The 24518-nt window shown below is 63.1% G+C and carries 21 protein-coding genes; 18 read left to right on the forward strand and 3 right to left on the reverse strand.

Annotated features, from left to right (window positions below):
* Window positions 1-62 precede the first annotated feature (62 nt).
* From NKI64_RS05035 to NKI64_RS05050, 4 genes are read left to right on the forward strand one after another with little or no spacing between them, the layout of a single operon-like run.
* Window positions 63-1301: an acyl-CoA dehydrogenase family protein gene (locus NKI64_RS05035; RefSeq protein WP_023686451.1), complete on the forward strand. Its 1239-nt coding sequence runs from the start codon at window positions 63-65 to the stop codon at window positions 1299-1301.
* A complete protein-coding gene (locus NKI64_RS05040; protein WP_352667384.1) occupies window positions 1204-1506 on the forward strand; it encodes a zinc-binding dehydrogenase in 303 nt (100 codons plus the stop codon). Before NKI64_RS05035 ends, NKI64_RS05040 begins: the two co-directional genes overlap by 98 nt.
* Window positions 1507-1517: 11 nt before the next feature.
* On the forward strand, window positions 1518-2555 hold the full coding sequence (locus NKI64_RS05045) for a zinc-binding dehydrogenase (RefSeq protein WP_352666807.1): 1038 nt from the start codon (window positions 1518-1520) through the stop codon (window positions 2553-2555).
* A gap of 24 nt (window positions 2556-2579) precedes the next feature.
* Window positions 2580-3077, forward strand: a complete 498-nt coding sequence (locus tag NKI64_RS05050; protein WP_352666810.1) for a hypothetical protein — start codon at window positions 2580-2582, stop codon at window positions 3075-3077.
* Between the two features lie 69 nt (window positions 3078-3146).
* Here NKI64_RS05050 and NKI64_RS05055 read toward each other — a convergent pair whose 3' ends face one another.
* The 3 genes from NKI64_RS05055 to NKI64_RS05065 all read right to left on the reverse strand — a co-directional run bounded on the left by NKI64_RS05055 (window position 3147) and on the right by NKI64_RS05065 (window position 8437).
* A complete protein-coding gene (locus tag NKI64_RS05055) occupies window positions 3147-6278 on the reverse strand; it encodes an efflux RND transporter permease subunit (protein WP_023671158.1) in 3132 nt (1043 codons plus the stop codon).
* Window positions 6275-7438 (reverse strand): efflux RND transporter periplasmic adaptor subunit, encoded by a 1164-nt coding sequence (locus NKI64_RS05060; protein ID WP_352666814.1) that lies wholly within the window; start codon window positions 7436-7438, stop codon window positions 6275-6277. The genes NKI64_RS05055 and NKI64_RS05060 overlap by 4 nt, the downstream gene beginning before the upstream one ends.
* Before the next feature lie 171 nt (window positions 7439-7609).
* Window positions 7610-8437, reverse strand: coding sequence for a MurR/RpiR family transcriptional regulator (locus NKI64_RS05065; protein ID WP_023686446.1), 828 nt, complete (start codon window positions 8435-8437; stop codon window positions 7610-7612).
* 147 nt (window positions 8438-8584) lie between these two features.
* Here NKI64_RS05065 and NKI64_RS05070 point away from each other — a divergent pair, with 147 nt between their 5' ends.
* The 14 genes from NKI64_RS05070 to NKI64_RS05135 all read left to right on the forward strand — a co-directional run bounded on the left by NKI64_RS05070 (window position 8585) and on the right by NKI64_RS05135 (window position 24512).
* A complete protein-coding gene (locus NKI64_RS05070) occupies window positions 8585-9403 on the forward strand; it encodes an N-formylglutamate amidohydrolase (protein ID WP_023701006.1) in 819 nt (272 codons plus the stop codon).
* 17 nt (window positions 9404-9420) lie between these two features.
* Window positions 9421-10965 carry an amino acid permease gene (locus tag NKI64_RS05075; protein WP_023691842.1) on the forward strand — a complete coding sequence of 515 codons (1545 nt, stop codon included), beginning with the start codon at window positions 9421-9423 and terminating at the stop codon, window positions 10963-10965.
* Between the two features lie 78 nt (window positions 10966-11043).
* Complete coding sequence (locus NKI64_RS05080) at window positions 11044-12600, forward strand: amino acid permease (protein ID WP_023691841.1); 1557 nt, start codon at window positions 11044-11046, stop codon at window positions 12598-12600.
* An 80-nt stretch (window positions 12601-12680) separates the two neighbouring features.
* Window positions 12681-14051 carry a glutamine synthetase family protein gene (locus NKI64_RS05085; RefSeq protein WP_352666819.1) on the forward strand — a complete coding sequence of 457 codons (1371 nt, stop codon included), beginning with the start codon at window positions 12681-12683 and terminating at the stop codon, window positions 14049-14051.
* A gap of 90 nt (window positions 14052-14141) precedes the next feature.
* On the forward strand, window positions 14142-14597 hold the full coding sequence (locus NKI64_RS05090; RefSeq protein WP_023671165.1) for a DUF7662 domain-containing protein: 456 nt from the start codon (window positions 14142-14144) through the stop codon (window positions 14595-14597).
* A complete protein-coding gene (locus NKI64_RS05095; RefSeq protein WP_027049802.1) occupies window positions 14594-15013 on the forward strand; it encodes a type II toxin-antitoxin system VapC family toxin in 420 nt (139 codons plus the stop codon). The genes NKI64_RS05090 and NKI64_RS05095 overlap by 4 nt, the downstream gene beginning before the upstream one ends.
* Before the next feature lie 13 nt (window positions 15014-15026).
* Complete coding sequence (locus NKI64_RS05100) at window positions 15027-16412, forward strand: aldehyde dehydrogenase family protein (RefSeq protein WP_023756310.1); 1386 nt, start codon at window positions 15027-15029, stop codon at window positions 16410-16412.
* Window positions 16413-16430: 18 nt separating this feature from the next.
* On the forward strand, window positions 16431-17603 hold the full coding sequence (locus NKI64_RS05105) for an iron-containing alcohol dehydrogenase (protein WP_352666822.1): 1173 nt from the start codon (window positions 16431-16433) through the stop codon (window positions 17601-17603).
* Window positions 17604-17844: 241 nt separating this feature from the next.
* Window positions 17845-18951, forward strand: a complete 1107-nt coding sequence (locus NKI64_RS05110) for an ABC transporter substrate-binding protein (protein WP_023671169.1) — start codon at window positions 17845-17847, stop codon at window positions 18949-18951.
* A 63-nt stretch (window positions 18952-19014) separates the two neighbouring features.
* A complete protein-coding gene (locus tag NKI64_RS05115; protein ID WP_023671170.1) occupies window positions 19015-19929 on the forward strand; it encodes an ABC transporter permease in 915 nt (304 codons plus the stop codon).
* Window positions 19926-20717, forward strand: a complete 792-nt coding sequence (locus NKI64_RS05120; RefSeq protein ID WP_023671171.1) for an ABC transporter permease — start codon at window positions 19926-19928, stop codon at window positions 20715-20717. The genes NKI64_RS05115 and NKI64_RS05120 overlap by 4 nt, the downstream gene beginning before the upstream one ends.
* 30 nt (window positions 20718-20747) lie before the next feature.
* Complete coding sequence (locus NKI64_RS05125) at window positions 20748-21812, forward strand: ABC transporter ATP-binding protein (RefSeq protein WP_023725205.1); 1065 nt, start codon at window positions 20748-20750, stop codon at window positions 21810-21812.
* Window positions 21813-21961: 149 nt separating this feature from the next.
* A complete protein-coding gene (locus NKI64_RS05130; RefSeq protein WP_352594564.1) occupies window positions 21962-23515 on the forward strand; it encodes a cation:proton antiporter in 1554 nt (517 codons plus the stop codon).
* Window positions 23516-23603: 88 nt separating this feature from the next.
* Complete coding sequence (locus NKI64_RS05135) at window positions 23604-24512, forward strand: endonuclease/exonuclease/phosphatase family protein (RefSeq protein WP_352666826.1); 909 nt, start codon at window positions 23604-23606, stop codon at window positions 24510-24512.
* Window positions 24513-24518 lie beyond the last annotated feature (6 nt).

Raw genomic sequence — 24518 nt, forward strand, 5'->3', positions numbered from 1 at the left:
CCGAAGTACGGTCATCCTTGCCACGGGTAAAGTGCCTGGATGCGTGAAAGGGTTGGAGACCGATGGCGGACATCAATCTCGGCATGACCGAGCGGCTGAAGCCGATCCACGCCCGCGTCGCCGCTATGGTGCGCGACGAGATCATGCCGCTCGATCATGAGTTTTTGAGCGAGGTCGGCAAGGGCGGCGACCGCTGGGTCTATACCGCGCGGCAGACCGAAATCCTCGAAGGGTTGAAGAAAACGGCCAAGGATCGCGGCCTGTGGAATTTCTGGCTGACCGGCTCCGAGCGCGGCTATGGGCTGTCAACCGTCGAATATGCCTATCTGGCCGAGGAGATGGGCAAGGCGCATCTCGGCGCGGAGACCTTCAATTGCTCAGCGCCCGACACCGGCAATATGGAGGTGCTGGAGCGCTATGGCTCGGAGGACCACAAGCAGGCATGGCTGGCGCCGCTGCTCGAGGGGAAAATCCGCTCGGCCTATCTGATGACGGAGCCGGATGTCGCCTCCTCCGACGCCACCAACATCGCCATGCGCTGCGAAAAGCAAGGCGGCGACTATGTACTCAACGGCGAGAAATGGTGGGCGTCGGGGGCCGGGGACCCGCGCTGCGCCATCTACATTGTCATGGTTCGCACCGGCGAAGCCGAGACGCAGCACCGCCGCCATTCGATGATCCTGGTGCCGTCCGGCACCAAGGGCGTGACCAAGCTGCGGCCGATGCAGGTCTATGGCGACGACGACGCGCCGCATGGCCACATGCATCTTCGCTTCGACAATGTCAGGGTGCCGGCCGGAAACCTGATCCTCGGCGAGGGCAGGGGGTTCGAGATCGCCCAGGGGCGGCTTGGCCCCGGCCGCATCCACCATTGCATGCGCGCCATCGGCCAGGCCGAAATGGCGCTGGAGCTGCTGTGCCAGCGCTCGGTGCGCCGCGAGGCCTTCGGCCAGCCCTTGGCCAAGCTCGGCGCCAATTTCGACATCATCGCCGAATGCCGCATGGAGATCGAGATGGCGCGGCTGCTCTGCCTCAAGGCGGCGTGGATGATCGACCAAGGCGATGCGCGCGCAGCCGCGCCCTGGATCAGCCAGATCAAGGTCATCGCACCGCGCGTCGCGCTCAAGGTCACCGACGAGGCCGTGCAGATGTTCGGGGCGCAAGGCATCAGCCAGGACACGCCGCTGGCACGCTCATGGACGCATCTGCGAACCCTGCGCCTCGCCGACGGGCCGGACGCCGTGCACCGCCGGCAGGTGGCGCGTACGGAGCTCAGGAAATACACGCAGGAAAAGGTCTGAGCGGATGAAGGCCATTATCGCCCGCGATTTCGCGCCGCTCGGCCAGCTCCTCCATGCCGACAATCTGAAGGAACTGGTCGGCTGGCATCTCGCCGGCAAGGTTTGGCCGGTCATCGAAGGCACTTATCCGCTGGCCGATGCCGCCGCCGCGCTGACGCGCGTGCTTGGCCGTGGCGCATCCGGCAAGCTCATCCTCAAACGTTAAGGAGCCCCGCCATGGCGATACCTTCAGACATGAGAGCACTGCTGCTGATCGGCGACGGCTACACCAGGACGCCCTCCGGCAGCGTGCTGGAGGCGATGGAGCCGTATCTCACGCTGGGCAGCATCGGCGTGCCGACGCCCGGACCGAGCCAGGTGCTGATCAAGGTCAGCCTCGCCTCGATCAACCCGTCCGACGTCATGTTCATCAAGGGCCAGTACGGTCAGCCGCGCGCCAAGGGCCAGCCGGCCGGCTTCGAGGGTGTCGGCACGGTCGTTGCCAGCGGCGACGAGCCCTATGCGAAAAGCCTGATCGGCAAGCGCATCGCCTTCACCACCGGCGTCACCAATTGGGGCGCGTGGGCGGACTATGCAGTTGCCGAAGCTCCCGGCTGCATTCCGCTGCTCGACACGGTCCGCGACGAGGATGGCGCGGCGATGATCGTCAACCCGCTCACGGCGCTCGCCATGTTCGACATCGTCAAGCAGACGGGCGAAAAAGCCTTCATCATGACCGCCGGCGCCAGCCAGCTTTGCAAGCTGATCGCGGGTCTCGCCAAGGAGGCTGGGTTCCGGCCGATCGTCACCGTGCGCCGCGACGAGCAGATTCCGCTGTTGAAGGAGATCGGGGCTGCCCATGTGCTCAACGAGAAGGCGCCGGATTTCAAGGCAGCACTACGCGATGTGGTCAAGGCCGAGCAGCCGCGCATCTTCCTCGATGCCGTGACCGGGCCGCTGGCCTCGGCGATCTTCGACGCCATGCCGAAGCGCTCGCGCTGGATCATCTATGGACGGCTCGATCCGGACACCACTGTCATCCGTGAGCCCGGCCAGATGATCTTCCAACACAAGCACATTGAAGGCTTCTGGCTGGTCGAATGGATGCGCCAGTTCCGCGACAAGCGCGGCCCGGCGATCATGGAAGCACAGAAGCGCTTTTCGGATGGGCGCTGGTCAACCGACGTGACGGCGGTGCTACCGCTGGATGAGGCGATGGCGAAGGCCCCGGCGGAGCTGGCCAAGCCGAACGGGAAGGTGTTTATTAGGCCGTAGATCAGAAGAGTTCGAGGTTCTCCCATGAAGCAACTGTGGTTCGTTGCAGTCGTCCTCACGGGGATGGCAGGCTCGATTTCTGCCGAGGCTGCTGACAAGTTCCCGCCTTCCTGGCGCAAGTCGATGACCAATGACCCCAGCACAAACTTCTTCCTCAAGAAGTATTCGGCCGCCCTGGACAATCCTGCTGCGACCGCAGTCAGAAACATCGTGCTGGCGCGAGAAGTCGGCTCGGAGTGTCAGTCGTCCAAGCTCAATAAAGCCAAGCTCAAAGCATATCGCGACAGCACGCTCGGCGCGCTTTCGCCTGACGCCCTCAAGGCAGCGGCGTTTGAAACCCGCGTTGCGCTGCGCGGCTTTGACTACCAAGATCTCGCTCACCTCTGTGCCGGGATAGACTATCAATTCGGGCCGAAAGGAGCACTGATCGCGGGTGCGATATCACCGGGGAAAGGTGAGCCGAGGTACCGGTACGACCCGGCCAACCCGTACATCCAACTGCCAGAATTCACTGGCAAATAGTGGAGGCGCACGAACGGTTTTCAGTGCTGACGACCGCCCCCTCCCTATATCTACAGCCACTGGAGCCAGCTACTCCGCCGGCTCGACATTGGCGTACGCCGCTTCCTCAAGCTCCCGCTTCAGCCTCGCTTCCTCATGCGCCTTCGGCGTGACGAAGCGGCCGAGCAGGAGGTAGGCGACCGGGGTCAGGAACAGCGTCGAGACGGTGGCGAGACCCAGCCCGCCGACGATGACCCAGCCGAGCGCGATGCGCGCTTCGGCACCGGCGCCGGCGGCCAGCACCAGCGGGACCCCGCCGAGGATGGTGCAGATCATCGTCATCATCACCGGCCGCAGGCGGATGATCGAGGCCTGCTCGATCGCCTCGCGCACGCCGAGGCCGCGGTCGCGCAGCTGGTTGGCGAATTCGACGATGAGGATGCCGTTCTTGGCCATGACGCCGACCAGAAGCACGAGGCCAATCTGGCTGTAGGCATTGAGGCTGGTGCCTGACAAAAGCAGCGCAAAGATTGCGCAGGCAAGGCCGAGGGGGACCGTCGCCATGATGATGACGGCGCTGACGAAGCTTTCGAACTGGGCGGCGAGCACCAGGAGGATGATGACCAGCGCGAAGCCGAAAATGGTGATCATGGCGCTGTTGGTCTCGCCGAGCGTCGCGGCTTCGGCCAGCGGCAGGACGCGGCTGCCCGGCGGCAGCAGCGGGGCGGCGATCTGCTCGGCAACGCCGAGCGCGTCACCCAGTGCGAAATTGCCGTTCAGGTTCGAGGTGATCGCCACCGAAGGCTGCTGCTGTTCGCGGGTCAGCGACGGCGGCACGGCGCGCTCGGTCAGCGTGGCGATGGTCGACATTGGCACGAAGCGGCCGTCGGCGGTCTTCAGGAAGATGTTTTCCAGATCGGTCGGATCATTGATCGGGTTGGTGGTCGAGACTAGCTTCACGCCATAGCTGCGGTCGGCGATGTAGACATCGACGACATCGTTGCCGTCGAGCATCGCCTGCAAGGTGTTGGCGAGACCCGATATGTCGATGCCGAGATCGGAGGCGCGCTCGCGGTCGATCGCCACCGCCAGCTGCGGCTGCGTCGGGTCGATGGAAAGCCGCGGCGTCTGGAAGCGCGGATCGGCCTGCATCCGGGCGATGATCTTCACCGCCGCGTCGCCGAGCGCCTTGCGGTCGTTGCCGACCAGCGCGAATTGCAGGCCGTTGCCGGCGCCGCGAATGCCGAGGCTATTGGCCTGCACCGGGAAGATGCGCACGGATGGCACCTGCCGGGTCAGCTGGCTTATCTGCGCCATGATCTCCTGCTGGCTGCGCGTGCGCTCGTCCCACGGCGCCAGCGTCATCACCATGAAGCCGGAATTGTAGGCGCCGTTCTGGCCGGCGTTTTCGAAGGTCGAGACGATCTCGCCGGAATCGCGCAGCGGCTGGATCAGCCTCTCGATCTTCTGCATCTGCTGCGTGGTGTAATCGAGGCTGACGCCTTGCGGCGCGTTGATGCGCAACAGCACGACGGCGCGGTCCTCGCTCGGCGTCAGTTCCTGGCGGATGGTGCCGAACAGGCTGAAGGCGACGCCCGCAAACAGCACCGCAACCAGCAGCACGATCCACGGCGCGCCGAGGCAGGCATGCAGGGCGCGCTTGTAGGCCGCGTTCAGCGCGCCACCGACGCGCGCGCCAATGCCGTGACCGCCTTCATGGTGGAGCGATGCGCCGGTCAACATGCGCGAGGCCAGCATCGGGCACAGCGTCAGCGCCACCACGCAGGAGAGCAGCACCGACATGGCGAGGACGAAGCCGAATTCGCGAAACAGGCCGCCGGTCTGTCCCGGCAGGAAGGAGATCGGCACGAAAACGGCAACGAGCGTCAGCGTCGTGGCGATGACGGCGAAGAACACTTCCTGGGCGCCGAGCACGGCGGCGGCACGAGGCCCCATGCCTTCGTTGCGCCGTCGCACGATGTTTTCCAGAACGACTATGGCGTCGTCGACGACAAGGCCGGTCGCCAGCACCAGCGCCAGAAGCGTCAGGATGTTGATGGAGAAGCCGGCGAGATAGATGGCGGCGATGGTGCCAATCATGGCGACCGGCATTGAGAGACCGGGGATCAGCGTCGCGCGCCAGTCGAGCAGGAAGATGTAGATGACGATCAGCACCATGGAGATCGACAGGCCGAGCGCGATCTCGACCTCGTGCACGGCGCCGTTGACGAAGACGGCGTCGTCGCTGGTGATCTTGATCGACATGCCCTTGGGCAGGTTTTCCTGCAGCTTGGCGACGGCTGCCTTCACTCCGGTGGAAATATCCAGCGTGTTCGATTCCGCCTGGCGGATGATGCCAAGGCCAATGCCGGTCTTGCCGTCGGAGCGCAACGAGGTCTGGCCGATGTCGGGACCGAGCGTGACGGTGGCGACGTCGCGGATGCGCGTCGTGCCGCCGATGATGATGTTTTCGAATTCTTCCGGCGTCGTCACATCGGCCGTGGTGCGGACGATGAGATCCTGGTTGGTGGTGGTGATCGAACCGGCTGGTGAATCGAAAGCGACCGAGGCAAGCGCTGCCCTCAGATCGGCCACAGTGAAGCCGAGGCTGGCGAGCTTATTCTGGTCGACATCGATGCGGAAGATCTTGTCGCGGTCGCCATAGACCTGAACGTCGGCGACGCCGGGCACGGCGGCCAGTTCGTCCTCGATCTGGTCCTGGACGATCACCGTCATGTCCTGCACCGACATGGTGTCGGAGGTGACGGCCAGTCGCATCACGGCATCGGAATTGGCATCGGCCTTGACGATGCGCGGCGGGTCGGCGGTCTCCGGTATCATGTTGGCGACACGGCCGACCGCGTCGCGCACGTCGGAGGCGGCGACGTTCAAATCGACGCCGTCGTTGAACTCGATGGTGACGCGGCTCTGGCCGAAGGAAGAGGTCGACGAGATCGACTTGACGCCGGAGACGCGGGCGACCGCGCCCTCGATGGTGTCGGTCAGTTCACGGTCGACGGTTTCGGCGGCGGCACCCTCGAAGGCCGTCGACACGGTGACCACGGCGCGGTCGACGTCGGGCAGTTCGCGGATTTCGACGCCATAGAAGGCGGCAAGGCCGGCCACTGCGATCAGCGTGTTCAGCACGAAGGCCATGACCGGCCTGCGGATGAAGAGAGCGGTGAAGCCGGTTTCGCTGGCGGTGCTGACAGGCGCGGTCATGAGCCTTCGGCGGCGTCCGCGGCGCGCTTGTCCTGGCCGGCGATGCGGACCGCGCCGCCTTCGCTGACGCTCTGGGTGCCTTCGGTCACCACCATGTCGCCATCCTCGATCTCGGCGTCGATCAGCACCGTCTCGGTGTTGCGCTGGATGATGCGCACGGGAACGCGCCTGGCCTTGCCGTCCTCGACCTGCCAGACATAGGCGCCGTCGGAACCCCACAGGATTGCCAGCGGGCTGACGGCCGGGTAGGTGTCGCCGGGGAAGCGCATGGTGATGCCGAACGACATGCCGGCGCGCAGCGAATCCGCCGGATTGGCGATTGCAGCCTTGACCAGCAGAGTGCGGCTCTTTTCGTCGATGTGGTTGTCGATGGCCGACACGGTGCCGGTATAGGCCTTGCTCGGATTGGCGATCGGCGTCGCCGACAGTTGCGCGCCGACCTTGACGGCGGCGGCAAAGCGCTCGGGCACCAGGAAATCGACCAGGATGGAGGAGCGGTCGTCAAGCGTGGCGATCGCCGACTGGCTGGTGACGTAATTGCCGGCCGATATCGGCAGGATGCCGACCGTGCCGGCGATAGGGGCGACGATCGAACGACGCTGCAAGGCGAGTTCGGCATCCTGCAGCGCCAGTTTGGCGCCGGCCAGCACCACTTGGGCATCGGCGACGGCGACCGGGGTCGCGGCGTTGGAGGCCCTCAATGATTTCACCCGCTCGAGCTTGTCCTGGGCATCCTGCAAGGCGAGCTTGGCACGATCCTGCGAGATCACCTCGGTCTCGGAATCGAGAACAGCGATGATCTGCCCCTTGTCGACGCGGGTGCCGGACTGAACGAGGAATTCAACCAGCCGGCCGGAGCTGTACGGGTTGACCGTCACCGAGGCGTTGGCGCGGCCGGTGCCGATCGCCTGCAGGCGATCGTTGATGGTGGCGGTGGCCGCAGGCAAGGCGACGACATTTGCCGGGCGGCCGGCAGCTTTGCGACCGCCTGCCTGTTTTGTCGTGTCGACCGCACCGGTTGTGGCGGGCGCCGAAGCATAGGTCCAGTCGATACCCCAGCGTGCCAGAACCTCCGGCGCGCCCGGGAAGAATCGCGCCCAGGCGAGGACAGCCGCGACCAGGATCACAAGCGCAAAAACGATCTGTTTCCAGGCGACCATCGACACTCCGGTTGGCAAAACGTCTACCGGTTTCACCAAGCAAAAAAACGCGCAGCGACGCACCCGGTATGTGCGAAGCCGCCGCAATATCATGGCTTTATGGCAATTCTGCCGCTTCCATGCACATTAAATCTGCGTAATTTTGCGCACCTGCGGCCGGGATTGAGCGTGTCAGCGCAGGCTTTCCAGGTCGCGGATGCGCTTGGCGCTGTCGGCCTCGAGCTGCCTGGTGACAGCGCCGATCAGCGTCTCGGCGACAACGAACAGAGCGGCGGAAGAGTCCCACGCCGAAGGCACGGCGGTGCGTCCTGCAATGACATGGCGGGCGAAGCGGGCGATCGGCGATAGCCACTGGTCGGTGAACAGCACGATCTGTACGCCGCGCTGATGCGCGGTCTCGGCAAAGCGTACCAGACTGTCCTGGTAGCGCCTGATGTCGAAGATCACCAGCACGTCGCGCTTGCCCATGTCGATCAGCCGGTCGCGCCAGATGCTCTCCTGACCGGCGAGGTGATAAACGTCGGGCTGGATGATGGCGAGGTGGGCGGCCATGTAGCGCGCCAACGGATCGGTGAAGCGGCCGCCGATCAGGAATGTCTTGCCGCGCCGTTCGGCGAGCCTTTCGGCGATGTCGGCAAGCTGCCTGTCGGACAGATGCCTGAAGGTCTCGCGCATATTGTCCAGCGTCGCCTCCAGCATTGGCGACACGGCACTGCTGCCCGGTGAGGCCGGATTGAGCGTGCGCGATGCCGGCGACTGCAATTGCGCCGCCAGTTCGTCCTGCAGCGCCGACTGGAATTCGGGATAGTTCTGGAACCCCAGCCTGGAGACAAAGCGCAGGATGGTCGGCGACGATACGCCGGCGGCGGTCGAGAACTCGGCGACCGTCTTCAGCCCGATCAGCGGATAGTTGGCAATCAGCGTTTGCGCGGCGCGGCGCTCGCCGGCCGGCATCGTGCCGATGCGGTCCGAAATCAGTTCGGCAATGCTGGAAATCATCGTTTTCCCCACCCCTGAGCCCGTCCAGACCGCTTCCCCGAAATCGCGTTTGACAAAGCCGGACAAACTGTATGAAATCATCCACAGGGACGCAATGAGGCAAAATACGTAACATAAGATACAGCGCTCCCCAGGGGACGGCAGACTATGGAGAGAGCACGGCCCGCCAGCCTTGCATCGTCTGATACCGTAGGGGTGACGAACCCCGGCGGGTCCAGCCCTTTCGTGCTGACCTGCGACCACGCTTCCAACTTCCTGCCGTCCGAATTCGGCACGCTTGGCCTGCCGGCCGAGGACCTCTCCCGCCACATCGCCTGGGACCCCGGCGCGCTGCCGGTGGCCCGCCGCATCGCGACCGCCCTCGATGCGACGCTCATCGAAACCCGCATCTCGCGCCTGATAATCGACTGCAACCGTCCGCTCGAGGCACCGGACCTGGTGCCGCCGGTAAGCGAGACGACGGCCATTCCGGGCAATGCCGGCCTGTCGGACAGTGAGCGCGCCGAGCGCATCGCTTTGTCGTGGCGGCCGTTCCACGACACGATCGCATCGATCATCGACGACCGGCAGGCGCGTGGGCAGGACACCCGGCTGGTGTCGGTGCATTCCTTCACGCCGGTCTACAAGGGCAAGAACCGGCCCTGGCATATCGGCATCATCCATGATGACGACCGCCGGCTGGCGTCGCCGCTGATAGCGGCGCTGCAGCGGCTCTCCGGCGTCACTGTCGGCATCAACGAGCCCTATTCGCCGGCCGACCGCGTCTATTTCACTTTGGAGCGCCATGCACGCTCGCGCGGCCTTGCCTGCGCAATGATCGAAATCCGCAACGACGAGATTTCCGGCGAGACCGGGCAGCGGAAATGGGCGGATCTGCTCACAGGCATTTTTTCTGACCTGGAACCCGAGGAGGCCAAGGGTTCCCGGCGACAAGCAATGGGAAAGTCAGTTCAATCGGCCAGCTAGAAAAACAGGGGACGAAAATGGCAGGACCGGACAAATCAGACGCTGAAAGATCGGAGGATGTAAAAACCCTCCATAGCATGGGCTATGCCCAGGAGTTGGCTCGCCGCATGAGCGGCTTCTCGAACTTCGCTATTTCCTTTTCGATCATTTGCATTCTGGCGGGCGGCATCACGTCCTTCCCGCTGGCCATGGCGACCGGCAGCGGCTTCGAGGCGACTGTCGGCTGGGTCATCGGCGGCGTCTTTGCACTTGTCGTTGCCGCGTCCCTTGGCCAGATCGGCTCGGCCTATCCGACGGCCGGCGGTCTCTACCACTGGTCGTCAATTCTCGGCGGGCGCGGCTGGGGCTGGGCCACGGCCTGGATCAACTTGCTCGGCCTGGTCTTCGTCGTCGCCTCGGTCAATGTCGGCGTCTACGCGCTGTTCAAGGACCTTGTCTGGTCCGGCGTGTTCGGCAACGACGTCTCCGCGTGGGGCTATCAGGAGCAGGTGATCGGCGTTGTGATCATCACGGTCGCACAGGCGCTGATCAACCATTTCGGTATCAGGCTCACCACCATGCTGACGGATTTCTCGGGCTACCTCATTCTGGTCGTCGCCGTCGTGTTGACCGCGATGTTCCTGATCTGGGGCGCAAGCTGGGATTTCTCGCGGCTCACCACCTTCGTCAACAACACCGGTGATCCAGGCGCAGGCTACGTTCCGACCGCACGGACGGCACTCGTCGCCTTCCTGATCGGCCTGCTCTACCCACTCTACACCATCACCGGCTTCGACGCTTCGGCCCACACGTCCGAAGAGACCCACAATGCCCGCGTGGCGGTGCCGCGCGGCATGATCCATTCGGTCCTGTGGTCGCTGGTGTTCGGCTTCGTCATGGCCGTTTCGTTCGTACTGGCCAGCCCCGATCTGGCAGCGACGGCCAAGGATGGCGCTAATGCCTGGTTCAATCTCTTCAACAACCTGCCGGCACCATTCCTGCTGAAGAGCATCATTGCCATCGCAATCGTGCTGGCGAACTTCATCTGCGCTCTCGCCGGACTGACGTCGACCTCGCGCATGATCTTTGCCTTCGCGCGTGACGGCGGCCTGCCCGGTTCGTCGGTGTGGAAAACCGTCAGCCCGACATGGCGCACGCCGGTGGCGGCAATCTGGCTCGGAGCGGTGCTCGCGGTCGCAGCGACATTGTACTCGCCGGCTTTTGCCGCACTGGCGGCCGGCTGTGCATTGTTCCTCTACGTGTCCTACGCCATGCCCGTGGCCGCCGGCCTGCTTGCCGAGGGCAAGAGCTGGACCGAATTCGGCCCGTTCCGCCTCGGCATCTGGTCCAAGCCGTTCGCCGTCATCACGGTGCTTGGCGTTCTGGTGCTGATGTATGCCGGCATCCAGCCGCCCTTCGACATCCTGATCAACTATGCCATCGGCCTGATCGTTCTGCTCGTGGTGCTGTGGTTCGGCATCGAATCGCGCCGCTTCAAGGGCCCGCCGATCGGCGCCGACATTGCTCGCCGCGCTTCCGAGATCGCGGCCGCGGAAGCAGCCGTCGGCCAGACGGCAGGCTAACAGCAAAGACTAGATGCTCCGGCCGGCGCAAGCCGACCGGGGCAGGGCCGGCCAGTTAAGAATGCAAAGGGGACTACAATGGCAGCACCGGGTTATTCAGACACAGACAAGGCGGAAGACGTAAAGCACCTCCATTCCATGGGCTACGCCCAGGAACTTGAGCGGCGGCTAAGCCGCTTCTCCAACTTCGCCGTTTCCTTCTCCATCATCTGCATCCTGTCGGGCGGCATCAATTCGCTGGCGCAGGCAACGTCGGGCGCCGGTGGCATCGGCATCGGCATCGGCTGGCTGGTCGGCTGCTTCGTCTCGCTCACCTTCGCGGTCGCCATGTCGCAGATCAGCTCGGCGTATCCGACGGCCGGCGGCCTCTATCACTGGGGTTCGATCCTCGGCAATCGCGGCACCGGCTGGGTGACGGCCTGGCTCAACCTGCTCGGCCTGATCACCGTGCTCGGCGCCATCAATGTCGGCACCTGGACGTTCTTCATCGGCGCCTTCGGGCCGACGCTCGGCATCGAGGGTACGCTGACCAATCAGATGATCTTCCTGGTCATCATCACCGGCGCCCAGGCCCTGATCAACCATCTCGGCATCAAGCTGACTGCGAAGTTGACCGACTTTTCGGGCTACCTGATCTTCTTCGGCTCGATCCTGATTGCTGTCGTCTGCCTGTTCTCCGCCGAGACCTGGGATTTCAGCCGGCTCTTCACCTTCCACAACTACTCGGGTGAGGCCGGCGCCAGCGTCTGGCCGTCCGTCTCGAACGCCTGGGTGTTCGCTCTCGGCCTTCTGCTGCCGATCTACACCATCACCGGCTACGATGCTTCGGCACACACTTCCGAGGAAACCATCAAGGCGGCCTCATCGGTGCCGCGTGCGATGGTGATGTCGGTTATCTGGTCGGCGGTCTTCGGCTATTTGTTCCTGGCCGCCTTCGTACTGATGATCCCCAACATGGACGACGCCGCCAAGCAGGGTTGGAACGTGTTCTTCTGGGCCTTCGACCAGCGCGTCAGTCCCGGCCTCAAGGAGTTCGTCTACCTCGTCGTGTTCATCGCCCAGCTGTTGTGCGGCCTCGCAACCGTCACCTCGGCTTCGCGCATGATCTTTGCCTTCTCGCGTGACGGCGGCCTGCCGGGCTCGTCTGCACTGGCCAAGGTCAGCCCGACCTATCGCACGCCGGTGGCGGCGATCTGGACGGCGTCGGTCCTGTCGGTGCTGTTCGTCTGGGGTTCGACGCTGGTTTCGGTCGCCGGCACCTCGGCCTACACCATCGTCGTGTCCTGCACCGTCATCTTCCTGTTCCTGTCCTTCACCGTGCCGATCGTGCTCGGCATGGTGGCCTGGGGAACGCCGAAGTGGGACAAGATGGGACCGTGGAACCTGGGCCGTGGCATCTTCATGCTGTTCGGCGTTCTCTCGATCGTGTCGATGATCCTGATCTTCATCATCGGCATCCAGCCGCCGAACGACTGGGCGCTGTACATCACCGTCGGCTTCTTCATCCTGACGGCGATTGTCTGGTTCGCCTTCGAGCGCAATCGCTTCCAGGGCCCGCCGCTGGGGGACATCATCGCGGCACGTCAGGCAGCGATCAAGGCCGCCGAACAGGCGGTCGGCGAAACCGGCCACTGACGTCACCATCATGGCCATGGCCGGCGTGCAGCCGGCTATGGTTTCGTCCTCAACGACCAAGCACTGGAGTGCCAAAGGAAATGGCCGGAAATTTCTCGTTCGATCAGTTGAAGAAAGCGGTCTCCAGTGGCGAGATCGACACGGTGCTGGCCTGCATCGTCGACATGCAGGGGCGGCTCGCGGGAAAGCGTTTCCTGGCGCAGTACTTTGTGGATTCTGCTCATGACGAGACGCATGGCTGCAACTATCTGCTCGCCGCCGACATCGATATGGAGCCGGTGCCGGGCTACAAGGCGGCAAGCTGGTCGAAGGGCTATGGCGACTTCGTCATGAAGCCGGACCTTGCGACGCTGCGGCGGATTCCGTGGCTGGAAAAGACCGCGCTGGTGATCTGCGACGTGCTCGACCACCACACCCATGACGACCTTCCGCATTCGCCGCGCGCGATGCTGAAAAAGCAGGTCAAGCGGCTCACCGAACGCGGCTATATCGGCTACTTCGCCTCCGAGCTCGAATTCTACCTGTTCAACGAGACCTACGATTCCGCCCGCAAGAAGCACTGGCAGGGGCTCGACACCGCGTCGCCTTATATCGGCGACTACCAGATCGTCATCACCACCAAGGAAGAAGGCGTCATGCGCCGGCTTCGCAACGAGATGGAAGCGGCGGGCATCCCGATCGAAAACTCCAAGGGCGAATGGGGCCCGGGCCAGGAAGAGATCAATGTGCGCTATGCCGAGGCGCTCGACATGGCGGACCGCCACGTCATCCTGAAGAACGGCGCCAAGGAGATTGCCGAGTCCGAAGGCAAGTCGATTTCCTTCATGTCGAAATACAATTACGGGCTCGCGGGCAACTCCAGCCACATCCACAATTCGCTGTGGAGCGCCGATGGCAAGACGCCATTGTTCTTCGACAAGAAGGCGGACTGGACTTTGTCCACGCTTGGCCAGCAATGGGCGGCTGGGCAGCTCAAATACGCCAGGGAGTTTACCTGGTTCCTGGCGCCCTACATCAACTCCTACAAGCGCTTCCAGGCCGGCACCTTCGCACCGACCAAGATCATGTGGAGCGAGGACAACCGCACCGCCGGCTTCCGCCTGTGCGGTGAGGGCACCAAGGGCATCCGCATGGAATGCCGCATCGGCGGCGCCGACCTAAACCCCTATCTCGCTTTCGCGGCGCTGATCGCCGCCGGCCTTGCCGGCATCGACGAGAAGCTCGAACTGCAGAAGCCGTTCGTCGGCGATGCCTACCAGGCCTCGCGCCTGCCGGAGATCCCGAAAACGCTGCGTGACGCCACCGAGACGCTGGCCAAGTCGAAGATGCTGAAGCAGGCGCTCGGCGACGATGTGCTCGAACATTATGTCCACACCGCAAAGTGGGAGCAGTTCGAATACGACCGCCGCATTACGGATTGGGAACTGCACAGAGGGTTCGAGCGGTACTAAAACTTTATACAGCTTTAATGTTGACAATGTGGTGAAGTTAGTACCATATGGTACCTGTAAACTGCAGTGCGCTACATTGAGGAGTTTGCAATGTCCAAATATGCGCCGCTCAAGGACTTTCTCATTGCCCAGAATGTCGATCGCGTTCCGATGTCGTTCGCCGAAATCGAGAGAGTGCTCAATCTGCCGCTGCCCGCATCGAAGCAATACCCTGCATGGTGGAGCAACAATCCGAGCAACAATCCCATGACAAGGGAGTGGCTTGAGGCTGGGTTCGAGACCGAATCCGTCAATATAGGGAGTGGGAAACTGGTATTTCGCCGCGTTCGCAAAGAGCCCATTTCGGCGCCGCCCAGTGGTAGCGTGCCTGCCGCGCCAAAGGAGGCGCGCGCGGATCGCCACCCCGGTTTTGGTTTCATGAAGGGCCTAATAACGATCGAAGCCGGATTTGATATCACCAAACCTTTCGATGACGAGCCATGGGACCGGGGCTATCTGGGCGGTGAGGCTGACGCGCGTGACGGCAAACTTGCGGTGCGTAAATGAGCGAAGGGCCAAACCTGCTTCTGGATACATGTGCGGTGATCTTTGTCGCCAACGATAGTCTGATCGATCCGCACGCAAGCCGGGAGATTTCGGAAGCGGCCTATGACGGCCGTCTGTATCTTTCACCGATGTCGGCATGGGAGATCGGAATCGGCGTAGCCAAGGGTCGGCTCAATCTGCCATTGGCACCACTCGACTTCGTGGAGCGATTCATCGAGCGAATGTCGGCAAAGCTCAGCGCTATCTCACCAGCCATTCTGATTGCGTCATCCAACCTGCCCGGTCCGCCTCATGGTGATCCCATCGATCGGATACTGATGGCAAGTGCGAGAGCGTTGGACATGGTTCTGGTGACGCGTGACGAGCCCATCCTTCGCTATGGCCGCAATGGCCATCTGCGCACCCTAGCCTGCTAACTTGGAGTATCCTTTGGAAACCGTAAAACTCAAATCGCCCATCGATGGTTCGATTTACGCCGAGCGGCCGATCGCGACCGACCAGGCGATCAATGCCGCGGTCGAGCGCGCCAAGGCGGCGCAGGAGAAGTGGGCGCTGACACCGATCGTCGAGCGCGGCAAATTTATGCTGGCGATGCTCGAAGCGCTGGTCGCGATGACCGACGAGATCGTGCCGGAGATCGCCTGGCAGATGGGGCGACCGGTGCGCTATGGCGGCGAGTTCGGCGGCGTCAGGGAACGCACCAATTACATGGTCGAGATCGCTGAAGCCGCGCTGAAATCCGTGCCGGCATCCAACCCGAAGGACGGCTTCCGACGCTATGTGAAGAAGGATCCGCTCGGCGTCGTCATGGTGATCGCGCCGTGGAACTATCCCTATCTGACCGCCGTCAACACCATCGTGCCGGCACTGATGGCCGGCAATACCGTTATCCTCAAACATGCGGCGCAGACGCTGCTGGTCGGCGAACGGTTCCAGCAGGCGTTCGACAAGGTTGGGCTGCCCAAGGGCGTGTTCCAGAATGTCGTGCTGAACCATGCCCAGACCGAGAAGCTGCTCGGCTCGGGCAAGATCGACCATGTCAATTTCACCGGTTCGGTCGGCGGCGGCCGCGCCATCGAGAAGGCGGCGGCCGGCACCTTCATGACGCTCGGGCTCGAACTCGGCGGCAAGGATCCGGCCTATGTGCTGCCCGACGCCAAGCTCGACCATGCGGTGGCCAATCTGGTCGACGGCGCCTTCTACAATTCCGGCCAGTGCTGCTGCGGCATCGAGCGCGTCTATGTGCATGAGAAGGTCTACGACCAGTTCGTCGAAGGTTTCATCGCCGAGACGAAGAATTATGTCGTCGGCAATCCGCTGGAACAGGAGACGACAATGGGGCCGATGGCGCAGGCGCGCTTTGCCGACCTGATCCGCGAGCAGAAGGCCGAGGCGCTGCGCAAGGGTGCAATCGCACACATCAATATGAAGGTGGCTAACGACAAGGCCGGCTCGCCCTATCTGGCGCCGGAAGTGCTGACCGGCGTCGACCACCAGATGAGCGTCATGCGCGAGGAAAGTTTTGGCCCGATCGTCGGCATCATGAAGGTGCGTAACGACGAGGAGGCGATCGCGCTGATGAACGACAGCCCCTACGGGCTGACCGCTTCGATCTGGACCGGCGATATCGAGCATGCGGTGGCGATCGGCGACCGCGTCGAGACCGGCACCGTGTTCATGAACCGCTGCGACTACCTCGATCCGGCGCTGGTCTGGACCGGCGTCAAGGACACCGGCAAAGGCGTCGCCCTTTCGGCGCTCGGCTACGACAATCTGACCCGGCCGAAATCCTTCCATCTGCGCGAAGCCATCTGATTTTTTGAAAGACAAGACATGTCCAAGCTGATCTCCAAATGGAACTACCCGACCACCGTCCGCTTCGGTGCCGGGCGCATCAAGGAACTGCCTGAGGTGCTCGCGGCCACCGGCATTAAGCGGCCGCTTTTCGTCACCGATCCGGGGTTGGCGAAACTGCCGGTCGTCGCTTCGACGCTGAAAATCCTCGACGACGCCAAGGTATCCTATGGCGTGTTCTCCGAGGTGAAGCCGAACCCGGTCGATTCCAACCTCACCGCCGGGATCGCCGTGTTCAAGAAGGGCAAGCATGACGGCGTCATCGCCTTCGGCGGCGGTTCAGCGCTCGATCTCGGCAAGCTGATCGCGTTCCAGGCTGGCCAGACGCGGCCGATCTGGGACTTTGAGGATGTCGGCGACTGGTGGACGCGCGCCAATTCGGATGCCATCGCGCCGATCATAGCCGTGCCGACCACTGCCGGCACAGGCTCGGAAGTCGGGCGTGCCGGCGTCATCACCAATGAGGCGACGCACACCAAGAAGGTGATCTTCCATCCGAAGCTTTTGCCGGCAATCGTCATTGCCGATCCGGAACTGTCGGTCGGCATGCCCGGCTTCATCACCGCCGGCACCGGCATGGATGCGCTGGCGCACTGCCTCGAAGCCTATTGCGCGCCGGGCTATCACCCGATGGCCGACGGCATTGCGGTGGAAGGTGTGCGCCTGGTGTTCGAGAACCTGCCCAAGGCCTACGTCAACGGCAAGGACCTTGTCGCGCGCGCCCACATGATGAGTGCGGCCGCCATGGGTGCTGCCGCCTTCCAGAAGGGTCTTGGCGCCATCCACTCGCTGTCGCATCCGATCGGCGCGCTCTACGACACCCATCACGGCATGACGAATGCGGTGTTCATGCCCTATGTCTTGGCCTTCAATCGCGACTCCATCGAGGAGCGGATTGCCCGGCTCGCTGCCTATTGCGGCATCAAGGGCGGGTTCAACGGTTTTGCCAAAGCGATCGTTAAGCTGCGCAAGGAATTGAAGGTGCCGCATGCACTGCCCGGCCTGATCAAGGGGCTCGACATGGACAAGAAGCGCAAGGGGCTGATCGCCGACATGGCGGTGGTCGATCCGACAGCCGGCGGCAACCCGGTCAAGCTGACCAAGAAAGCAGCGCTGACGCTGCTCGAAAACTCTATCGCCGGTACGGTCTGAGGCGGTTTCCTGTGCCGGAATTGATCTGGAAACGAGGGGAAAGGAAAGGGCAAAGGGGCAAGAGACAAGGCTATAAACCATTAGCCGGGAAATTAAGTGCAGGCTAATTGCTACAGCCTGTTAAAAAGAGTTAACTTTTCGTGCCGCCGGGCGCCTGTTTCAAAAAGCTTTCATCTGGCTGTCACACGAAACCGATACCGCATCGCAGGCGTCCAGGACGCCAGTTCAACGGAGAGAACACATGTTCAAGTTCACAGGGAAAGTGCTTTCCCTTTCGGCCGTCGCCCTCATGGCGACCTCTGCTATCTCGTCGGCCCAGTCCATGGATGAACTGGTTGCCGCTGCGAAGAAGGAAGGCCAGCTCACGACCATCGCGCTGCCGCATGACTGGTGCGGCTACGGCGCCGTCATCGACGGCTTCAAGGCAAAGTATCCTGAGATCACCATCAACGAACTCAACCCCGATGCCGGCTCCGGCGACGAGGTCGAGGCGATCAAGGCCAACAAGGACAACAAGGGCCCGCAGGCGCCCGACGTCATCGACGTTGGCCTGTCCTTCGGCCCGACCGCCAAGGCTGACGGCCTGATCCAGCCCTACAAAGTGTCGACCTGGGACTCGATCCCCGACAGCGCCAAGGATGCCGATGGTTACTGGACCGGCGACTACTATGGCGTGCTATCCTTCCTGGTGAACAAGGACCTCGTCAAGGAAGCGCCTGCTGACTGGGCTGACCTGCTGAAGCCGGAATTCGCCAACACCGTGGCGCTTGCCGGCGACCCGCGCGCCTCGAACCAGGCCATCCAGGCCGTCTACGCGGCCGGCATTTCCGGTGGTGCGGCTGCCGGCGAAGCTGCTGGCACTGCTGGTCTCGACTTCTTCAAGAAGCTTAACGCCGCCGGCAATTTCGTGCCGGTCATCGGCAAACCGGCGACCCTGGCACAAGGCCAGACGCCGATCCTGGTGACCTGGGATTACAATGCACTTGCCGGTCGCGACACGCTGAAGGGCAATCCGCCCGTCGACGTCGTCGTGCCCAAGACCGGTGTCGTTGCCGGCGTCTATGTGCAGGCGATCAGTGCTTTCGCACCGCATCCGAACGCTGCCAAGCTCTGGCTGGAGTATCTCTACTCCGACGAAGGCCAGATCGGCTGGCTGAAGGGCTATTGCCACCCGATCCGCTTCAACGATCTTGCCAAGAACGGCAAGCTCCCGGCGGACGTGATGGCCAAGCTGCCGCCGGCCGAGGCTTACGCTGCCGCGGTGTTCCCGACGCTGGACGAGCAGGGCAAGGCAAAGGAAGCCGTCACCAAGAACTGGGATGCCGTCGTCGGCGCCAACGTCAAGTAAGGCTTGAAACCAACCGGGCGGCCTCGCGGCCGCCCGGTGTTCCTCGGAGACGGTAGCCGGCGCATGACAGATATCTCGCTTTCCGATCACGCAGTTGCCGGGAAGACCGCGCCCCCCAGCGAGGCGCGTGCAATGCGACTGCCGACGCAATGGCTCGGCGTTGCGCCATTCTTCATCTTCGCCATCATGTTCCTGATCCTACCCACGCTCTATCTGATGCTGGGTGCATTCCAGAACGATGCCGGCGAATTCACGTTCGAAAACATAGCAGCACTGGCGCAGCCATCGATTGTCGCCGCCTACTGGATCTCGCTCAAGGTCAGCCTTTCCTCGTCGCTGATCGGCGCCTTCGCAGGTCTCGGCATCGCCATCGCCATCGTGCGCGGCGGACTGCCGGAGTGGATACGTTCGGCGACGCTGACATTCTCCGGCGTGGCTTCCAATTTCGCCGGCGTACCGCTGGCCTTCGCCTTCATCGCCACGCTCGGACGCCTCGGTCTCGCCACGGTGCTGCTCAACACCGTGTTCGGCCTCAACATTTATGCGCACGGCTTCAACATCCTATCGTTCTGGGGCCTGACGCTGACCTATGTCTATTTCCAGATTCCCCTAATGGTGGTCATCATCACGCCGGCGATCGACGGCTTGAAGAAGGAGTGGGGCGAGGCTGCGGCGACGCTTGGCGCCACCCAGACGCAATACTGGCGCATGGTGGTCATCCCGGTGATCTGGCCGAGTTTCCTCGGCACGGTCATCCTGCTCTTCGCCAATGCCTTCGGCGCCATCGCCACCGCCTATGCGCTGACCGGCTCTTCACTCAACATCGTGCCGATCCTGCTCTATGCGCAGATACGCGGTGACGTGCTGCACAATGCCCATCTCGGCTATGCGATCGCCTTCGGCATGATCGTCATCACCGGGCTGGCCAATGTCTTCTACATCTGGTTCCGGACGCGCTCGGAGAGGTGGCTGAAATGAAGTCCGGAAAATTCTGGGCCTGGGTCGTCTTCGGGCTGGGCGCGGCCTATTTCTTCATTCCGCTGATCGCGACGGTGGAATTTTCCTTGCGCATGCGGCGCGGCGCTTATTCCTTCGACGCCTATCAGATCGTGCTTGGCGACCCTCGTTTTCAGGCGACCTTTGGCTACTCAGTGCTTGCCGCCATCTTCACCATCATTCTGGGCGTGTTGATCGTTGTGCCCGCCGCCTACTGGATTCGACTGCGCCTGCCGCAACTGCGGCCGATCGTAGAGTTCATCACGCTGCTGCCGCTGGTCATTCCCGCCATCGTCATCGTCTTCGGCTATATCAGGATGTACGGTTCGAATTCGCCGCTGCCGTTCCTGGCGACCGACATGGGCACAAATGCCTTGCTGGTCATCGGCTATGCAATGCTGGCGCTGCCCTACATGTATCGCGCGGTCGATACCGGACTGCGCACCATCGACGTCAGGACGCTGACCGAAGCGGCGCAGATCCTTGGCGCCGGTTGGGGCACGATCATTGGTCGTGTGATCCTGCCCAATGTGCTGATCGCCGTGCTCTCGGGCGCCTTCCTTACCTTCGCCATCGTCATTGGCGAATTCACCATGGCCAGCTTGCTCAACCGGCCCGCCTTCGGTCCCTATCTGCAAAACGTTGGCGCCAACCGCGCCTATGAGCCCGCAGCGCTTGCCATCATCGCCTTCGCCATCACCTGGGGCTGCATGTCGCTGATCCAGATCCTGTCCCGTTTCGCGCCGAGATCGGCGAACCGCCCGAACTGATCGACAAAGTACTGATCGAAAGAAAAAGCCATGGCCGAACCATTCCTCTCCATCCAGCATGTGCGAAAATCCTTCGGCGCCACCACCGTGGTCGAAGATTTCAATCTTGATGTCGAGCCGGGCGAGTTCGTTTCGTTCCTTGGGCCATCGGGTTGCGGCAAGACCACCGTGCTGCGCATGGTCGCCGGCTTCGAGGAGCCGAGCGCCGGCAAGATCGTCGTCGCAGGCAAGGACATTACGCGGCTGAAGCCCAACCAGCGCAATGTCGGTATGGTGTTCCAGGCTTACGCGCTGTTCCCGAACCTGACCGTGGCGCAAAATATCGGCTTCGGCCTGAAGGTCGCCGGCATGGCAAGGGCAGAGATCGATTCCCGGGTCGCCGAGATGCTCGACATCATCAAGCTGCCGCAGATGGCCGACCGCTATCCCTACCAGCTCTCCGGCGGCCAGCAACAGCGCATCGCGCTGGCCCGCGCCATCGCGCCGAAGCCGAAGCTGCTTTTGCTCGACGAGCCGCTGTCGGCGCTCGACGCCAAGGTGCGCGTCTCGCTGCGCGAGGAAATCCGCTCGATCCAGAAGAAGCTCGGCATCACTACCATCTTCGTCACACATGACCAGGAAGAGGCGCTGTCGATCTCGGACCGCATCGCGGTGATGTATGGCGGCAAGGCCGAGCAGGTCGGCACCCCGTTCGAGATCTACAACCGGCCGGCGACCAAGTTCGTCGCCAATTTCGTCGGCACGCTGAACGTGCTCGAAGGCACTGTCACCGATGCCGCGTCCGGCAAGGTGCGCGTCAACACGCAGGAAGTCTCGCTAATGGGCAAGCTCAACGGCTCGAAGTCCGGTGACACGCTGTCGCTGGCGCTGCGACCGGAGGCGATTTCGCTCGGACGCCAACCCGGGCGCGATTCAAGCCTGTCGGGCGAAATCTCCGAAGTGCACTTCCTCGGCTCAGTCATTCGCGTTCGCGTCGGCATCGGCGGCAACACGGTGTCGCTCGACACCTTCAACAGCCCGGCAACGCCACCGCCGGCTGTCGGCGAGAAGGCCGACATATCGTTCTCATCAAGCGATATGCTGGTGCTGCACTAGCAAAGCAGCATCCTGGGGCGACCGAGGCGGTCGATTCAAGCTGGCGCGATGAACGGCCGTATCATTGCCGGACCCCGAGCGCTGGACAATCAACAGCATCTTGTCATCCAGCCACTGCCCACGATGCCACTTCGCCGCTACGATAGGTCATGGCGCTATTCGAACTTACCCTAATCCTGCTTCTGGCTGCCGTCGCGCTGACGGCGCTGTCGCGGCGGCTGGAAATTCCCTATCCGTCCCTGCTGGCTCTGGCCGGGGTCGCGATTGCCTTCGTACCCGGTGCGCCGACAATCGAGATCGATCCGGAACTGGCGCTTGCCCTGTTCATCGCGCCGGTGCTTCTCGACGCCGCCTATGACACGTCGCTGCGCGACCTCAAGCGCTACCGGCTGTCGCTCGCGCTGCTGGCGCTGGGCGCCGTCGTCTTCACCACCGTGGTGGTTGCCTTCGTCGGCTGGAAGATGACCGGCCTGCCGATCGCGGCGGCAATCGCGCTTGGCGCCATCGTCGCGCCGCCGGATGCGGTGGCCGCATCCGCCGTGCTCAGCCAGTTCAAGGTGCCGCACCGCATCACCGCCATCCTGCAGGGCGAGAGCCTGCTCAACGATGCCACGGCGCTGCTAATCTACCGGTTGGCGGTTTCGGCCGCGCTTGGCACCATCATGCTCAGCAACGCCGTTCCGGTGATCCTGCTGGCAACGATCGGCAGTGTGATCGCGGGCTATCTGTTTGGCCGCGTCTCGCTGCTGGCGCTCGGCCGCATCGAGGATGCGGCGAGCAGCACGGTGGTGCAGTTTGCCGGAACCTTCGCCGTGTGGATCATCGCCGACAGGCTCGGCCTTTCCGCCATCATCACCATCGTCGTCTATGCCATGACCATTGCGCGCAGGGCGCCGCGCCAGTCGTCGGCGAGACGCCGAGTCAGTACCTATTCGGTCTGGGAGTCGGCGGTGTTCGTGCTCAACGTGCTGGCTTTCGTGCTGATGGGCCTGCAGGCACGCACGATCGTCGGCAGGCTGGCCGGCGACGGGCAAGGCGAAGCATTCCTTTTCGCCGCAACGGTGCTGGTCGTCGTTATCGTCGCGCGCCTTGTCTGGGTGGCGAGTTACGTCGCGATCATCCGGTGGCTTGCCCGCTTCGGCAGCCAAGAGGCAAGGCGGGAATTGCCGACGTTCGGCGGCGCCGTCATTGTCGGCTGGTGCGGCATGCGTGGGTTGGTGACGCTGGTGGTGGCCATTGCGCTGCCGGCCGATTTTCCCGGCCGCGACCCGATCGTGCTTGCCGCCTTCGCGGTGGTGCTGGGCACGCTGGTGCTGCAAGGCATGACGCTGAAGCCGCTGCTGCGCTGGATCAACTTCGACCCCGATAGAACCGTCGACAATGAGGTGGCGCAAGCGCGCGTCGCCATCATGCAGGCAGCACTGGACGTGCTGAGCCGCAAGACATCTGCGGCCGCCGCCGTCGTGCGCGAACAGTATGAAGCGCAGCGCCTGATTGCGGAAAACCCGGAGGACGCTCAGGCCGCGACCGAATACGACCGGCTGCGCCTCTATGCCATCAACCGCCAGCGCGACACGCTCGAGGAGTTGCGCAGCAACGGCACGATCGGCGACGAAGCCTACCACCGGCTGGAGGAAGAGATCGACTGGGCCGAACTGGCGGCATCGCCGGCGGGCCGGTTCCAGCCGCTGACCACATCATAGACGCTGGCCCAGTTCCGCCGTCGTGCCGGTACATTGCAACCCATCTGCCGAACCGCTACTGCCAAAGCCAAATTGAGCCGGATAAGCAATGAAGCTGGTCAGCTACAACATCCAGTACGGGTTCGGCGGCGATGGCCGTTACGATCTTTCGCGCTGCACCAAGCTGGTCGACGGCGCCGATATCATCGCGCTGCAGGAGGTCGAGCGGCATTGGCAGCGCACCAATGAGGACGACCAGCCGGAGCTGCTTTCCCGCCTGCTACCCGGTTACCACTGGGTCTATGGCCCGGCCTTCGACATGGATGCCAGCGAGCGCCGCGACGGCCGGCTCGTCAACCACCGCCGGCAGTTTGGCACAATGCTTCTGTCGAAATTGCCGATCGCCTGGTCGCGGCTGCACGCGCTGCCGATGCGCCGCACGCTGCGGCCGCTCAACACGCGCAACGCCGCGCTCGAATGCATGATCCGCACGCCGGCCGGACCGGTAAGGGTCGTGTCGCTGCATCTCGCCCATATCGCGGCGGAGGAGCGTCTGGAGCAGATCGACTATCTCTTGGCCGAGCATCGCCGCGCGCCGTCCGAGGGCGGCCCGTGGAGCGGCGCGGACAATGAGCCTTCGCGCAACTGGACCAGTGGCGAGGCAGAGCCGGAAAACCCGACAGCTGCGATCTGGATGGGCGATTTCAACATGGAGCCGGGCAGCGCCGAATACAGCCGCATCGTCGGCAGCACGCCCTATCATCGCGGGGCAGCTTATCTCGACGGCTTTGTTGATGCCGCTGCCGTCGCTAGCGAGCCGGCTGCCGATTTCCACACCCATGTGAAAACGATCGACGGGAAAGTGGCAAAACGCCGGCTCGACCATTGCTTCGTCGGCGGTATGTTCGCGGACCGTGTGCGCTCGGTCAGTGCCGATATAGGCGAGATCGCTTCAGACCATTTTCCGGTCCGGATCGATATCGATCTCGAAACGCCTTTGAGCTCGGGAGATCGGTGAGCCCTC

It is taken from the genome of Mesorhizobium sp. M0478, assembly GCF_040321305.1.
In the GTDB taxonomy this organism is placed as follows: Bacteria; Pseudomonadota; Alphaproteobacteria; order Rhizobiales; family Rhizobiaceae; genus Mesorhizobium.